This is a genomic window from Streptococcus sp. 1343, from assembly GCF_013277355.1.
Taxonomy (GTDB): domain Bacteria; phylum Bacillota; class Bacilli; order Lactobacillales; family Streptococcaceae; genus Streptococcus; species Streptococcus pseudopneumoniae.
On the sequence record NZ_VMMT01000045.1, the window covers coordinates 1 to 14,850 of the forward strand.

Annotated in this window: 11 protein-coding genes and 1 pseudogene; 2 read left to right on the forward strand and 10 right to left on the reverse strand. The window is 40.7% G+C overall.

All coding sequences use genetic code 11. The features are described from left to right. The 4 genes and pseudogenes from HT709_RS07065 to HT709_RS07085 all read right to left on the reverse strand — a co-directional run. Positions 1 to 242, reverse strand: a 242-nt coding sequence (locus HT709_RS07065; RefSeq protein WP_172925625.1) for a helix-turn-helix domain-containing protein, incomplete at its 3' end; no start/stop codon positions are given. An 84-nt stretch (positions 243 to 326) separates the two neighbouring features. Continuing rightward, positions 327 to 1,427, reverse strand: coding sequence for a UDP-galactopyranose mutase (glf, locus tag HT709_RS07070; RefSeq protein ID WP_023939163.1), 1,101 nt, complete (start codon positions 1,425 to 1,427; stop codon positions 327 to 329). 286 nt (positions 1,428 to 1,713) lie between these two features. After that, positions 1,714 to 3,307 (reverse strand): annotated as a pseudogene (locus tag HT709_RS07075) (ABC transporter substrate-binding protein). A 195-nt stretch (positions 3,308 to 3,502) separates the two neighbouring features. Further along, positions 3,503 to 5,110 carry an alpha-glucosidase gene (locus HT709_RS07085; protein WP_172925626.1) on the reverse strand — a complete coding sequence of 536 codons (1,608 nt, stop codon included), beginning with the start codon at positions 5,108 to 5,110 and terminating at the stop codon, positions 3,503 to 3,505. Between the two features lie 152 nt (positions 5,111 to 5,262). On the opposite strand from HT709_RS07085, the gene HT709_RS07090 reads away from it, so the two are divergent. Both HT709_RS07090 and HT709_RS07095 read left to right on the forward strand, forming a co-directional pair. Then, positions 5,263 to 6,747: a DUF1846 domain-containing protein gene (locus tag HT709_RS07090; protein ID WP_172925627.1), complete on the forward strand. Its 1,485-nt coding sequence runs from the start codon at positions 5,263 to 5,265 to the stop codon at positions 6,745 to 6,747. A 94-nt stretch (positions 6,748 to 6,841) separates the two neighbouring features. Further along, positions 6,842 to 7,324: an S-ribosylhomocysteine lyase gene (locus HT709_RS07095; RefSeq protein WP_172925628.1), complete on the forward strand. Its 483-nt coding sequence runs from the start codon at positions 6,842 to 6,844 to the stop codon at positions 7,322 to 7,324. Between the two features lie 59 nt (positions 7,325 to 7,383). Here the strand turns inward: HT709_RS07095 and HT709_RS07100 are convergent, their stop codons facing one another. From HT709_RS07100 to HT709_RS07125, 6 genes are all read right to left on the reverse strand, one after another. Then, positions 7,384 to 9,489, reverse strand: a complete 2,106-nt coding sequence (locus tag HT709_RS07100) for an ATP-dependent Clp protease ATP-binding subunit (protein WP_172925629.1) — start codon at positions 9,487 to 9,489, stop codon at positions 7,384 to 7,386. Between the two features lie 339 nt (positions 9,490 to 9,828). Next, positions 9,829 to 10,809: a phospho-N-acetylmuramoyl-pentapeptide-transferase gene (gene mraY, locus HT709_RS07105; protein WP_172925630.1), complete on the reverse strand. Its 981-nt coding sequence runs from the start codon at positions 10,807 to 10,809 to the stop codon at positions 9,829 to 9,831. Between the two features lies 1 nt (position 10,810). Continuing rightward, positions 10,811 to 13,063 (reverse strand): penicillin-binding protein 2X, encoded by a 2,253-nt coding sequence (gene pbp2X, locus HT709_RS07110; RefSeq protein WP_172925631.1) that lies wholly within the window; start codon positions 13,061 to 13,063, stop codon positions 10,811 to 10,813. A gap of 3 nt (positions 13,064 to 13,066) precedes the next feature. Next, the gene (gene ftsL, locus HT709_RS07115; protein WP_000840840.1) at positions 13,067 to 13,384 is read right to left on the reverse strand and encodes a cell division protein FtsL; all 318 of its coding nucleotides are present in this window, start codon (positions 13,382 to 13,384) and stop codon (positions 13,067 to 13,069) included. Between the two features lie 11 nt (positions 13,385 to 13,395). Beyond that, the gene (rsmH, locus tag HT709_RS07120; RefSeq protein WP_172925632.1) at positions 13,396 to 14,346 is read right to left on the reverse strand and encodes a 16S rRNA (cytosine(1402)-N(4))-methyltransferase RsmH; all 951 of its coding nucleotides are present in this window, start codon (positions 14,344 to 14,346) and stop codon (positions 13,396 to 13,398) included. Positions 14,347 to 14,387: 41 nt separating this feature from the next. Further along, on the reverse strand, positions 14,388 to 14,850 hold a 463-nt coding region (locus tag HT709_RS07125; protein ID WP_172925633.1), incomplete at its 5' end, for an IS30 family transposase.

Below are 14,850 nucleotides of genomic sequence, written 5' to 3' on the forward strand. Positions count from 1 at the left end.
ATATATGCATGGTTACGACAACCACGTGTTTCTTGAAGGAGAGAATCGAGTCCGAACTCCTCATATTTTTTTACAGTTGGCCAAATCGTTGTTTGATTACAGCCTAAAAGCTCTATAATCTCTTTATAAGATTTGCCCATCAGACGAAATAGAACGATTTGAAGGCGTTTATGATATTTAGCTGTACTAGAGTCTTTTAAAAGTGTTTTGATAGCTTGGATTTCTTCTTTAGTTGATTTCATATTACTATTATATGATGCTTTTTTATTTTAGTTTAGTATAAAAATCTTAAGTAGCAAAGATTCTAAAATAACGGAATCCTTGCATTATTGTCCCAACTCTTCCTCGACCACTTCCAAGGCCCGTTCAATGACTACATGCATGTCGTAGTATTTATAATCAGCCAAACGTCCACAGAAAATGACCTTATCATTCTGTGCTGCTTCTTCTTGATAGTTAGCAAATAGGGCATTGTTTCTCTCGTCATTGATTGGATAATAAGGCTCATCTCCACCTTTCCAATCTGCTGGGTATTCACGAGTAATGACCGTTTTAGCTTGTGCTCCGTACTCAAAATGTTTATGCTCAATAATGCGAGTATAAGGAATTTCTCGTTCTGTATAGTTGACAACAGCATTTCCTTGATAGTTTTCTTCATCAAAAACTTCATGCTCAAAACGAAGACTACGGTATTCTAACTCACCATGTTTATAATCAAAGTATTGGTCAATCATCCCTGTAAAGACAACTTTTTCAGCAGAAGCTTCTAATTCTTGACGATTGGCAAAAAAGTCAAGACCAAGTTCTACTTCCACATCCTTGAGCATATTTTCAATGATAACGTTGTAACCACCAATTGGAATACCCTGGTAACGGTCATTGAAGTAGTTATTATCAAAAGTCAAACGAACTGGTAGACGTTTAATAATAAACGGTGGAAGGTCAGTCGCAGAACGTCCCCATTGCTTTTCAGTATATCCTTTAATCAATTTTTCATAAATATCTGGACCGATCAACTTGATAGCCTGTTCCTCTAAGTTTTTAGGTTCAACGTCCTTCATGTGAGCCGTTTGCTCAGCAATCTTATCTTTCACTTCTTGAGGAGTTTTTGTCCCCCACATAGCATAGAAAGTATTCATATTGAAAGGTAGATTATAAAGGCTACCCTTGTAATTAGCTAGAGGCGAGTTGATATAGTTGTTAAATTCAGCAAATTGATTCACATAATCCCAAACTTTTTTATTAGAAGTATGAAAGATATGGGCACCATATTTATGAACATTAACCCCTTCTACATTCTCACAGTAGATATTTCCACCAATGTGGTCACGTTTATCAATAACTTTTACTTTTTTTCCACGCTTGGTTGCTTCATAAGCAAAAATTGCTCCCGACAAACCAGCACCAACGATTAGATAGTCGTACATAGTCTCTCCCTTATCATTTACCTCTCATCTCCTTAACTATAGCAAAAGAGAGAATCTTATACTCTTCGAAAATCTCTTCAAACCACGTCAGCGTCCATCTGCAACCTCAAAACAGTACTTTGAGCTAACTTCTCAGTTACTCTTTAATTTTTATTGAGTATTCGTTTCAATCTATTTTAGCACAAAACAAATCATTTCTCAGTTTTCAATATCCGAGTGATTTAAAAAGACAAGCACCAAAACTGATGTTTGTCTTTATGATTTTCCTTGAAAAGGCTATTTCTAACTATTTAACATGTTTTTCTGCTTCTTTTTGGGCTTTTTCGATTGCTTTTTTGCTTTCTTGATCCCATTTGGTCTTAGCTTCTTCAAACTGTTTAGTCGTCACAGTGTCTTTTGCAGTTTCATGTACTTGTAGTTATTGCCATCACCCTTAATACCAGCCAATGAATAGCCTCTTGTAAATGGCGTTACTTTGGTTACAGATGATGTTCCACCACTTGACATAGCTGACATAATCAGAGAATTATCAATCATCCAAGCCTGTGCTTCAGCATATTTTTCGTAACGTTTGGCTACATCTTTATTTTCACTATCTGCATCTTTAAGTATATTAGTATAGGTATCCAGACCTAGGCTAGTGATTTTTTCCTTATCTTCCTTGGCATCTAGTCCAAAAATCTTAAGGTAGAATCCATCCTCTGCATTGAAAGGATTGAGATAAGTTGATGGATCTTGATAGTCACCTACCCAGCCATCAAAGTTCAAATCATAGTCTCTATCAGCTGCTGTCGGTGCTAAGAAGGCTACATTATTAAAATCATCTGTTGAAAGTTGCTGAACATCAATGACGATGTTATCAGCCCCCAAAACCGACTCAAGGGTCTACTTAACTGAGTTCATGCCTGTCACAGCATTTTTACTTGTCTGATCAACTGCAACATCCAAGTGAATTGGGAAAGTCACACCTTGACTTGCCAATTTTTTTTAGCTTCCGCAAATTTTGCTTGGGCTTTTTCTTTGTTGAAATAGGCATCCTGAGCATCTGCCAGGTTAATACCTGACCATTCTGTTCCGTAGTTGACCAATTTAGAAGCGACTACTTCTCCAAAGGTCTTGTCTCCAACTTGGACAAATGTAGGAGGTACTAGGGTGTATTGATACTTTGTCATGATCATAGTAATGCGGATTTTTCACATACTCGATTGATGATTTTGATGTGAAATCTTTTAACAAATAAGGTCCGCTGTAGAGAATACTATCTGGAGATAGGGTACCAAAATCTTTCCCTTTTGAGTTTAAAAACTCTTCGTTTACTGGGAAAAGAATACTGTTGGTTGTTTTTGAGTTCCAGTAAGGTTCTGGCCGTGACAAAGTATACTCAACAGTCTGGTCGTCAATGGCCTTCACCCCAACCTTAGAAAAGTCAGAATCCGCTCCTGTAAAATAATCAGTCAAGCCCTTAATCGAGTTTTGAATCAAGTCAATGGCCTGTGATTTATTATCCACTGCGTACTTGATACCTGTCACAAAATCTTGTGCCTTAACTGGGGCGTACTCTTCACCGTCAGCCGTGAACCATTTGGCACTTTTCTCAATTTGTAAGTATAAGTCAGACCGCCGCTTGAAACAGACCAGTCCTCTGCTAAAGACGGAACTAGATTTCCGTAATTGTCATTTTCAAGCAAACCATCAACTAGGTTGGTAATGATGGCTGTATTATCAGCGTAGTAGTCTAACAAGTAGTTAAATGCAGTTGGATTTCCACTAAAGGTTGATGAGTAAGTTTTTGTATCTGAACCTGATTGTCCGCAAGCAGCTAAAAGCAAGGCAAATGCAAAAGTCAGGCCTGCACTAAGGACACTCTTTTTTGTATTCATCTCCCTTCTACTTTATGTTAGTTTTTGTAACATAGGTTTGTTTTACCAAAATAGTGGAAATTTGTAAAGTTAATTGAATTTCGAGAATGAAAGTTTATAAACCTTGGTTATAAAAAACAAAGGATTTATGCCTTTTCATACAGCCCTCCCTTGTTTTTATGCGATTTCATTTTTAAATTTTTCTGTAAAAAATATTTATAGTAATTCCACACAAAAAGCATCCCATGGAGCTAAGATTTGTTTTTCAAAGACTTCTTGAGCTAGGGTGTTTTCAATCAAGACCGATTTGACGTTTCCTTCTACTGCCAAGTCTTGCTCTTCATTGGACAAGTTAGCCACAACTAGGAAACGACGGTCGCCATCTTTACGGATATAGGCAAAGACCTTGTCAGCCGTGTCAAGCAATTCAAAGTCAGCTCGAATTAGCCAGCTATTCTCCTTGCGAATTTGGACCAGTTTCTGATAGGTATAGAAAATAGAATCTGAACTTGCCAGCGCTTCTTGGACATTGATCATCTCGTAATTTGGATTAACCGCCAACCAAGGTTGACCTGTTGAGAAACCAGCGTTTTTGCTCTCGTCCCATTGCATAGGGGTACGGGCGTTGTCACGTCCAATGACACGGATACTGTCCATAATTTCTTCCAGCGAAACACCTTTTTCAAGAGCCTCACGCGCATAGTTGAGAGATTCAATATCTTCTACTTGATCCAGTGTTTCAAACGGATAGTTGGTCATCCCAATCTCCTCACCTTGGTAGATATAAGGAGTTCCTCTCATGAGATGAAGTAAGATTGCAAAGGCTTTGGCAGATTTTTCGCGGTATTCTTGGTCATTTCCCCAGATTGAGACAATACGAGGGAGGTCATGGTTGTTCCAGAAGAGGGAATTCCAGCCGTCCTCAACTCCTAACTCTGTCTGCCATTTGTTGAAGATTTCTTTTAACTTAGCGATATTCAGCTCTTTTTGATAGTGCCATTTAGGCTGACCTTCCTGATACTGAAGACCGATATGTTCAAACTGGAAGACCATAGACAATTCTTGCCCCTTTGGATCAGAGTAGAGCTTGGCAATCTCTGGCGTTGCTCCCCAAGTCTCCCCTACTGTCAAGAGATCCTTATCTCCAAAGGTCGCCTGATTCATTTCCTTGAGATAGGGATGAAGCATAGGACCATTATTGACTACCTTCTCGTCAGGAATTTTGCCAATCATGTCAATAACATCCATACGGAAACCACCAATACCTTTATCAATCCAGAAGTCCATCATATCATAAATTTTCTGGCGAAGTTTTTCATTTTCCCAGTTGAGATCCGGCTGTTTCTTACTGAAAAAGTGGAGATAGTATTGACCTGACTTTTCATCGTATTCCCAAGCAGACCCACTAAAGATAGAATCTAGGTCATTGGGTTCATCGCGCCAGATATAGTAGTCTCGCTCAGGGCTATTAGGATTTTCACAGGCCTCTACAAACCAAGCATGTTCATCCGAGGTATGATTGACCACCAAGTCCATGATGATACGAATATCACGCTTCTTAGCTTCCGCAATCAGTTGATCCATATCCTCCATGGTTCCAAAAATCGTTGCAATCGCTTGATAATCAGCAATATCGTAGCCATTATCATCCATAGGGCTGTCATAAACGGGAGAAAGCCAAATCGCTGTAATCCCTAGCTTGGCTAGATAGTCTAACTTACTGGTAATTCCTGGCAAATCGCCAATTCCATCTCCGTTGCTGTCCATGAAACTCTTTGGATAAACTTGATAGACTACGGCATTGTGCCACCATTTTTCTTGCATCTTCTTACCTCATTATTTTAATAATCTACAATCTATGATAGCGCTTTTTGAATTTTTGTGCAAGCCTTCGCCTAATCTTTTTGATTCCTTTTTTAACTCCATAGTTTCCTAACTTCCAATTTTTTATTATAATAGAGGTCAGAGGTAAAAAAATGAAAAAACAAGCTTTTAGTTCTGAACAATATTTGAATCTACAGCGCGACCACATTTTGGAGCGCATTAATCAATTTGACGGTAAACTCTACTTGGAGTTTGGTGGCAAAATGTTAGAAGACTTCCACGCTGCTCGTGTCCTTCCTGGTTATGAGCCTGACAATAAAATCAAGCTCTTGCAAGAATTGAAAGAGCAGGTTGAGGTCGTGATTGCTATTAATGCAAGTAATATCGAGCATTCCAAAGCACGTGGCGACTTGGGCATTTCTTATGACCAAGAAGTTCTTCGTTTGATTGATAAATTCAATGAATTGGGAATTTTTGTTGGCTCCGTTGTCATCACACAGTACGCTGGCCAACCAGCTGCAGATACCTTCCGCAACCAACTTGAGAAAAACGGAATTGATTCTTATCTTCATTATCCAATCAAAGGATATCCGACTGATATGGACCACATTATTTCTCCAGAAGGCATGGGGAAAAACGACTACATCAAAACTAGTCGTAACTTGATCGTTGTAACCGCTCCTGGACCAGGTTCTGGAAAATTGGCAACCTGTATGTCCAATATGTACCACGACCAAATCAATGGTATCAAGTCTGGCTACGCTAAGTTTGAAACCTTCCCAGTTTGGAATCTTCCCCTTCATCACCCAGTCAATTTGGCCTACGAGGCTGCCACAGCTGACCTTGATGATGTCAACATGATCGACCCCTTCCATCTCCAAACTTACGGAGAGACCACTGTCAACTACAACCGTGATATTGAAATTTTCCCAGTGCTCAAGCGCATGTTGGAACGTATTCTTGGTAAATCTCCATACGCTTCTCCGACAGACATGGGTGTCAACATGGTTGGTTTTGCTATTACAGATGATGAAGCGGCTATTGAAGCCTCTAAACAAGAAATCATCCGTCGCTACTATCAAACTGTTCTTGATTTTAAAGCCGAAAAAGTTGGCGAATCTGCTGTCAAGAAAATCGAGTTACTCATGAACGACCTTGGTATCACACCAGCAGACCGTAAGGTTGCTGTCGTTGCGCGTCAAAAAGCAGAAGAAACTGGCGGACCAGCCCTAGCCCTTGAATTGCCAAGCGGAGAAATCGTCACAGGTAAGAACTCAGAACTCTTTGGTCCTACAGCCGCTGCTCTTATCAACGCCATCAAGAAATCAGCTGACATCGCTAAAGAAGTAAAACTAATCGAACCTGAAGTTGTTAAGCCAATCCAAGGTCTTAAAATCGATCATCTCGGTAGCCGCAATCCACGCCTTCATTCAAATGAAATCCTGATTGCTCTTGCCATCACAGCTACAGAAAATCCTGATGCTGCTCGTGCTATGGAAGAACTTGGCAACCTCAAAGGAAGCGAAGCCCACTCAACCATCATCTTGACTGATGAAGACAAGAATGTCCTTCGTAAACTGGGTATCAACGTAACCTTTGACCCTTACTACCAATACGACCGCTTGTATCGTAAGTAACGATTTCAACCTCTCCAGCCTCGGAGAGGTTTTCTCTCTGTCTCAGGAGCCAGCTTTATGTTATAATGAAAGAATAAAACTGAAAGGATTGACCATGTCAAAAGAAGTTATTGTTGAAAGTTTTGAACTTGACCACACTATTGTTAAAGCACCCTATGTTCGCTTGATCGGGGAAGAAACAGGACCCAAAGGAGACATCATCTCCAATTATGACATTCGCTTAGTGCAACCAAACGAAGACTCTATCCCTACCGCTGGCCTTCACACTATCGAGCACCTCTTGGCTAAACTCATCCGTACCCGCATTAACGGTATGATTGACTGTTCACCATTTGGTTGCCGCACAGGTTTCCACATGATTATGTGGGGGCGTCACACCAGTGCTGAAATCGCAGCTGTTATCAAGGATTCGCTCAAGGAAATCGCTGAAACTACTACTTGGGAAGACGTCCCTGGAACAACCATCGAATCTTGCGGAAACTACAAGGATCACAGCCTCTTCTCTGCTAAAGAATGGGCAAAACTCATCCTAGAACAAGGGATTTCAGATGATGCCTTTGAGCGTCATGTAATTTAAACACAAAAAGGAACCAGTTTTTCAGCTGGCTCCTTCTTTTTTATGCTCAAAATTCTGTCTTAGGCTTTTTCACGAATGACCAAAACACCATCTTCCATGTCAGCTTCTAGGTGTTTAGCATCAAGGTTATCCAAGTGGAAGTCTGTGACTTTGTCACGGATTTGTTGTTCAACCACACGACGGAGTGGACGAACACCCATGACTTCATCGTAGCCTTCCTCAGTCATGTATTCTTTAGCAGCTTCGCTCACTGCCAAGTCAATGTCTTTCTTAGAAAGCGTCTTGTTAACTTCAACCAACATAAGGTCTACAATCTTAGAAAGATCTTCTTTGCTCAAGTGTGAGAATTCGATGACAGCATTGAAACGGTTAAGGAATTCTGGACGGAAGTAAGGTTTCAAACGATCCATCAATTCTGGTTTATCCGCATCTTCTGTCAAGTTGGCTTCATAGCCAAATCCAGCATTTGAGGTCGCAATAATGACAGTGTTCTTGAAGTTTACTGTATTTCCTTGACCATCTGTCAAACGACCATCATCTAGAACTTGGAGGAGAAGGGTAATAACTTGAGGGTCAGCCTTTTCAATTTCATCCAAGAGAATGATAGAGTATGGATTGCGACGAACACGTTCTGTTAAGGTATTGCTATTGTCATCATAACCCACATAGCCTGCTGTTGTACCAATTAGCTTAGAAACAGCTGTACGGTCACTGTATTCAGACATATCCAAACGGATAATCGCATCCTGGGTTCCAAACATATCGAGTGCCAATTGCTTAGCAAGCTCTGTCTTACCAACCCCAGTAGACCCTACAAAGAGGAAGCTGCCGATTGGGCGATTTCCTTCATCAAAACCAGCACGGTTACGACGGATAGCACGAGCTACAGCTTCTACGGCCTTATCTTGACCAATCACCTTGTCTTGCAAGCGATGGGCCATATCTTTCAAACGTTCGATATCTGAAGCTCCCATTTGCGATACTGGGATACCTGTCATTCGTTCCACAGATTCAGCCACATCATTGACACTTGCAGTCACTTTCATATCTTCTGTGTGGTTTTCGATTTTCTTTTCCAATTCTGCAATGCGTGTTTTATAGTTTAGAGCTGCTTCAAAATCTTCTGCTTCAACTGCTTTTTCTTGCTTGTCTTTTTCCGTTTCGATTTCACGTTCAACAGCATGAACATCTGTTACTGGATGCTGAGCTGCCAAGTGAGCCGCCGTTACATCGACAAGGTCGATAGCCTTATCTGGCAAGCTACGTTGAGGAATGTATTGTACAGAATAATCCACTGCTGCTTTCAAGACTTCATCTGGCAAGATGACATTGTGGTGTTGCTGATAGAGATCACGAATTCCTTGAAGAATTTTATATGTATCCTCTGCTGAAGGAGCATTGACCTTGACTTCGTTGAACCGACGAGCAAGAGCTGCATTCTTCAAGATAGTGTTACGGTATTCATCTTGAGTCGTTGCCCCAATCACTGTCAATTCTCCACGAGAGAGAGCTGGCTTAAGAATGTCTGCAAGCCCTTTAGAACCACTGTCTCCACCAGTGCTACCTGCACCGAGGATTTGGTGAATTTCATCAAAGAAGAGAATAATATTCCCTGCTTCTTTCGCTTCATTGACTAGGTTTTGAACGTTTTCTTCAAAACTACCACGGTATTGAGTACCAGCCTCAAGACCAGAGATGTCAATTGAAATAATTTCCTTATTCTTGATAGCAGCTGGGACATCGCCGTTCACAATGGCTTGCGCTAAGCCTTCGACAACTGCTGTCTTACCAACACCTGCATCTCCGACCAAAACAGGATTGTTCTTGGTACGACGTGAAAGAATTTCAGATGTTTCTTGAATTTCCTTGTTTCGTCCGATAACAGGATCCAACTTGCCCTCACGCGCTTCTGCTGTCAAGTTTCGACCTAGTTTAGCAAGGACACCATCTTGTTTTATACCTGAAGCCTGTTGTGGCATTTGTCCATCAGCTTCTACATTCCCTTGCAATTGACCGGTTGCACGATAGTGAGCAAATTCTTCAGGTGTCACTTCACGTCCATTAATCAAGTAGCGACGGTTTTCAGAACTATATCCTCGCATACCACCCATCAATTGGTTAAACAAATCATCCATGTTGTTAAAATTATTAAAATTGTTGTTCATATTCTTTACCTCATTTTGTTTACTTAGTTGTTAATACTGATATTGACTATCTTTGACCTTTGTTTTAAAAAATTTAGACTAGCTAAATCGCTACTCTAGGTACTATTTCTGGTTTTTCTTTTTCAAGCAGGAGTAGACTATCTTTACTTCTGAAGATTTCTAGATTAAACATAGACCCCACCTCTTTCTATTTTACTTTAAATAAGTGTTCTAGTAAGGCTTTCATTTACCTTACGTTCATAATATACTACATTAGTCAGAAAAGGTCAAGAGATTTGACTTTAATTGACCAATATTTTTTAAAAAGCAAAAACACCCTGAAACATCAGGGTGCTATTCTTATACCAAATACAAAATTGCTAGGGTCAAAAGACTTGCTAGAAGCCCCACTCCCCAAAAGAAGAAGTCAACCTTCCACTCGCTCCAAGGATTTCCTTTACCAGACAATCCCCCAAGCTCAAAATGGTGATGTACAGGCGTCATACGGAAAATACGTTTACCACCTGTCAGTTTGAAATAACTGACTTGCATCATAACAGAAGTTGTTTCAAAAACATACACAATTCCGATAATCAAGAGAGTCCATTCTTGGTGGAGAGCCATAGAGATAGCTGCCAGCATCCCACCTAGGGCCAAACTTCCCACATCACCCATAAAGACCTTGGCAGGCTTATAGTTAAAGATGAAGAAACCGAGCAAACCACCAATCATGGCAAGAATCACTAGAAGAATATCCATCTGACCTTGCACATAGGCAATAACTCCATAGGCAGACAAACTAATCACAACGGAAATACTAGCTAGACCGTCAATACCGTCTGTCAAGTTGACTGCATTTGAAAAACCGACTAGCCAGAAAAGAGCGAAGAAAATATAGAAAAATCCCAAATGAACTGGATAACCAAAGACAGACAGGATATCGCCACCGCGCTCATAGAAAAGATAGAAGATAACTCCACCTAGAAGCTGAAGAGCTAATTTTTGCTTAGGATTAAGCCCCTCATTGATTTTACGAAAGACCTTGAGAAAGTCATCTAAAAATCCGACCAAGCCATACAAGACCAAGATGAACAAAATCATTCCCACATTATTGCTGAATTGGCTACTAAATAGGGCGAAAAAGAAAGCAACCAAAACAGAAGTAATCAAGAAAACCAAACCTCCCATTGTAGGAGTCCCAGCTTTTGCCTGATGCTGTTTGACATCCTCATGCATCTGCTGGCCTGTAATTTGCGCCTTTCTATAAAATTGGATAAAGGCCGGAATTCCTACTAAAGTTAGTAAAAATGTCACAATTCCAGCACTGATGGAAATAAACATATTAGTCTCCTAAAGTTAATGTAATTTTTTTAATGTCCTTGATAGCTGTGTTAGCACGAACATCTTGCTTCTGCACAATAGAGCCCGAACCTTGAAATTCAAGTTCTATATTGAGCCACTTAGCAAGGGTCTCAGCAGTCTCCTTTGTCCAACCATACATATCTGGAACCTCCTCTGCTTTATCAGATAAGATTAGGACTTGCTGATTTGGGGCAAGATTCTTCCCTTCTTCAGCAGAACTGTTTTTAATCTTCGTTCCTGTTCCCACAACAATAGGTTGTACAAGATTGCGACGCAATTCTTCTGCTAAATCACCAGGTGAAATATCCTTGACACTAGGCATATGATAAGGACTTTGTTGACTTACTTGCTCCAAAGCTTTAGCTGTTGTTTGAAGATTGAGAGAGTCTTTCATAGCTGAAGCCCGCTCCAAGATAGGATTGGCAAATTCTCCCAACTGGATACCTGAATAATGTTCAGGTTGTTGGACCGTCACATACAAGATAAAATCAGGATTTTCAGCCGGATTCATCGATACAGCCGAGAAAATATAGTTGGTTAACCCAACTAGATAACCACCATTTTTCTCGTCAGCAATCTGAGCCGTACCAGACTTGAGGGCTACATTTTGCCCAGGAACAGTTACAGTTGGCTTGCCTGTGCTGTGGTTATACATGGTTCCATAAACCGGATCCGTCCCTACCAAAACCATGTTAGTCCGAGTTAGACTAGCTGCATCTTTAGAAACAGGATTTCCCACAATTTCTTTTTGAGATTTCCGAGCAGTTTGATCATTTGGATCATAAATGGCACTAATAAATTTAGGCTCCAGCATGACACCGTCATTAGCAATAGCTGTAAAGGCACGAATCATTTGCGTCTGGGTCACTGAAATCCCTTGTCCAAATGAGCTTTGCGCAATGTTGACAATATTATCCGCAGGAAGCTGACCAGCATACTCATCCGTCAAACCGAAACGGGTCGGAACACCAAATTTAAAACGATTAAGATAATCAAGCCAGGTAGCATCTCCCATCTTTTGCTCAAGGAGGGTCATCCCAACGTTACTTGAGTGTGCAAAACCTTGAGAAAAAGTCATCATTCTGCCACCAGTCAATCCTTCATTAACGTCCCAATCTCGAATCGTGGCATCTGCAATTTTTAACTCACTACTATTAAAGACTTCTCCTCCTGGAAAGGTATTATTATCAATAGCAGCAGCCAACATCATCACTTTCATAGTGGAACCTGGCTCATAGTTACTTTGATAAAGAATATCACGCCAGACAAAGTCCTTAGTGATTCCTTCCTTAGTATCGGCATCAAAGGTTGGTCGTTGCGTTGTTGCCAGAATTTCCCCTGTTTTAGCACTGACCAAAGTCGCTGTCATGTACTTTCCTTTTACCTTCTCTTGAAAAGCATCCATCTGGGTTTCCATAAAGGACTGGAGAGGGCTGGAAATGGTTGTATAAACATCCTTGCCATCTACCGTTTGTTGGGAAACTTGTTCTGTTCCAGGTACAATATTACCCAGACGATCCTTTTCATAGGTAATAATGCCGTCTGTCCCTGCAAGAATACTGTTCAAGGAACTCTCCATTCCAGAGGTTCCCAGCAAGCTCTTGCTTCCATCTTCATTTTCATGTAGCTGAGCTAATCCGATAAAACTAGAAGCAAATTGTCCGTTTGGGTAACTACGATTGGGACTGGTTGTAAAATCAATTCCCTTGACCTCTGCAGTTTCCAACTCTTTTTTGATAGTCATCATATTGGCATAGGTAATCCCATTTCCCTTTGCTCCAAAAGAAACTTGCTTGAGATTAGGTTGCGAGAGTTGCTCTCTTACATAAGATTCTTCCATGTCCAGATACTTATGAAAGACCTCTGCAACCTTGTTAAATTGTGTTTTTTCTACGTAAAGAATCTTACCCGTTGCTGACTTATAGTTCTCATCAATAACCGCATAAACATTATAAGATGTCGCATCCTCAGCAATAGGGACTCCATTTCGGTCATAAATAGTCCCACGTTTGGCAGGAACTGTACGGGTGGTTTGATGAACCTTCTTAGCTTCCCTCGCTAAATCTGTTCCAAAGCGAGTGCCCGTCCCAATGATGACCGCAAAATTGACTAAAAAAACGGCAAAAACAAAGACAGATAATAAACTCAGACTTTTTCCAACTCTGCGTCTGTTTTCAGCCGGCGATTTCCGATTTTTGGTCGCATAACGGATTACTTTTTTTGTCCACTTCATATCTTACTCCGCTATTCGAATATTTTCATTGTTTAATTGCAAATCGTGTGAATTGGCAATTTCTTTCAAACGTTCTGCACGTAATAGTTCATTGACCTCTTGCTTGGCATCGTCCAATTCGGTCTTCTTTTCCTCTATCTGCGCATTGATTTTTGTCAAATCATTCTGCACTTGCAAGAGCTTGGTCTGCATAAAAATAATACTAATGGCTACAATAAGAGTGGTTACAGCAATGGAAAAGTAAAAAGCTTTTTCCACACGCGAAAACCGTTTAAGTTGCATCTGTAGTATTTGACCTGTTTTTTCCATTCTTTCTGCCATCATTTTTCCTCTTACTTGTGAATTTTTCTAGCCACGCGCAACTTGGCTGAGTGCGAGCGGTTATTGGCTTCTAATTCTTCTGCACTTGGCAAAATTGGCTTACGGGCTACCAATTCCATCTTGGGCTTGAGATCATCTGGGATGAAAGGCAAGCCTTTTGGAACTTCAACTGTTGAAGCTTCCTTGAACAATTGCTTGGTCAAGCGGTCTTCTAGCGAATGGAAGGTAATCACTGAGATTCTACCATCCAGAGCCAACATATCCATAGCCTGCTGGATGGACTCATCTGCCGCCCCCAGCTCATCGTTAACTTCAATTCGAATAGCTTGGAAAATCTGCTTGGCAGGGTGACCCTTCTTCTTGAGTTCCTTGGCAGGCTTGGCCGACTTGATAATTTCTGCCAATTCAGTCGTAGTCTCGATAGGTTTCAGATCACGCGCTTGTTCAATCTTGCGGGCAATCTGTTTAGAGAATTTGTCCTCTCCATACTTGAAGAAAATACGAACCAAGTCATGATAGTCATAGTGATTCACCACTTCATAGGCTGTCAGACTAGCTTCCTGATTCATCCGCATGTCCAGTGGCGCATCCTTTTTATAAGAAAAACCACGCTCACGCTGGTCTAATTGAGGACTAGACACTCCCAAGTCATAACAAATTCCATCAATTTCTTGAACACCAGCTTCACGCAAACGTGCCTGTAAATGACGGAAGTTATCCTTGATAAAGGTCACCATTCCCTTCTCAATGTAGGGTGCCAAACGTTTTTGCGCATTGTCAATGGCATTCTGATCCTGGTCAAAGGCATAGAGATGGCCTTTTTCACTTAATTTACTTAATAAATATTCGCTATGGCCTGCTCCACCCAAAGTCGCATCAACGTAGATACCGTCGGGCTTTACGTCAAGCATATCAATCGTTTCGTGGAGTAAGACCGTTACATGATGAAATTCTTTTGTCATATCTTATCTATTTTACCACAAATCCGACCAGCTTGCACTAGTCAGACAAATCGGACAAGGAGGCCAAATTTCAAGTTCAAGTTAGCCATGAAGAAGTCTTCTCTGGGTGATTTGTAGTTCAAGCATTTTTTAGGATAGTTATTAATCCAATTTTCGATGAATGCGACTTCTTTGGGAGTCGTTCTCCGAATGAGGCTGTTGTGATTCTCATTAGTTCCCCTTTCCCAAGAGGCATAGGGGTGCGCATAATAGATATGTTCCTCAGAAAATACATCAGACAAGCGGTTAAATTCTGTACCATTATCTGCCGTGATGGAAAGAATTTGATGTTGTTTTAAGATGAGTTTTAAAGCCTGATTGACCGCCTCAGCACTTTTATTTGGAATCAATCGGATAATTTGATGCCTAGTCCTTCGATCAGTTAAGACCAGTAAACAATAATTTTTCACCCTTGTAAGCAGAACCGTATCAATCTCATAATGCCTATTCTCCAATCGCAGATTG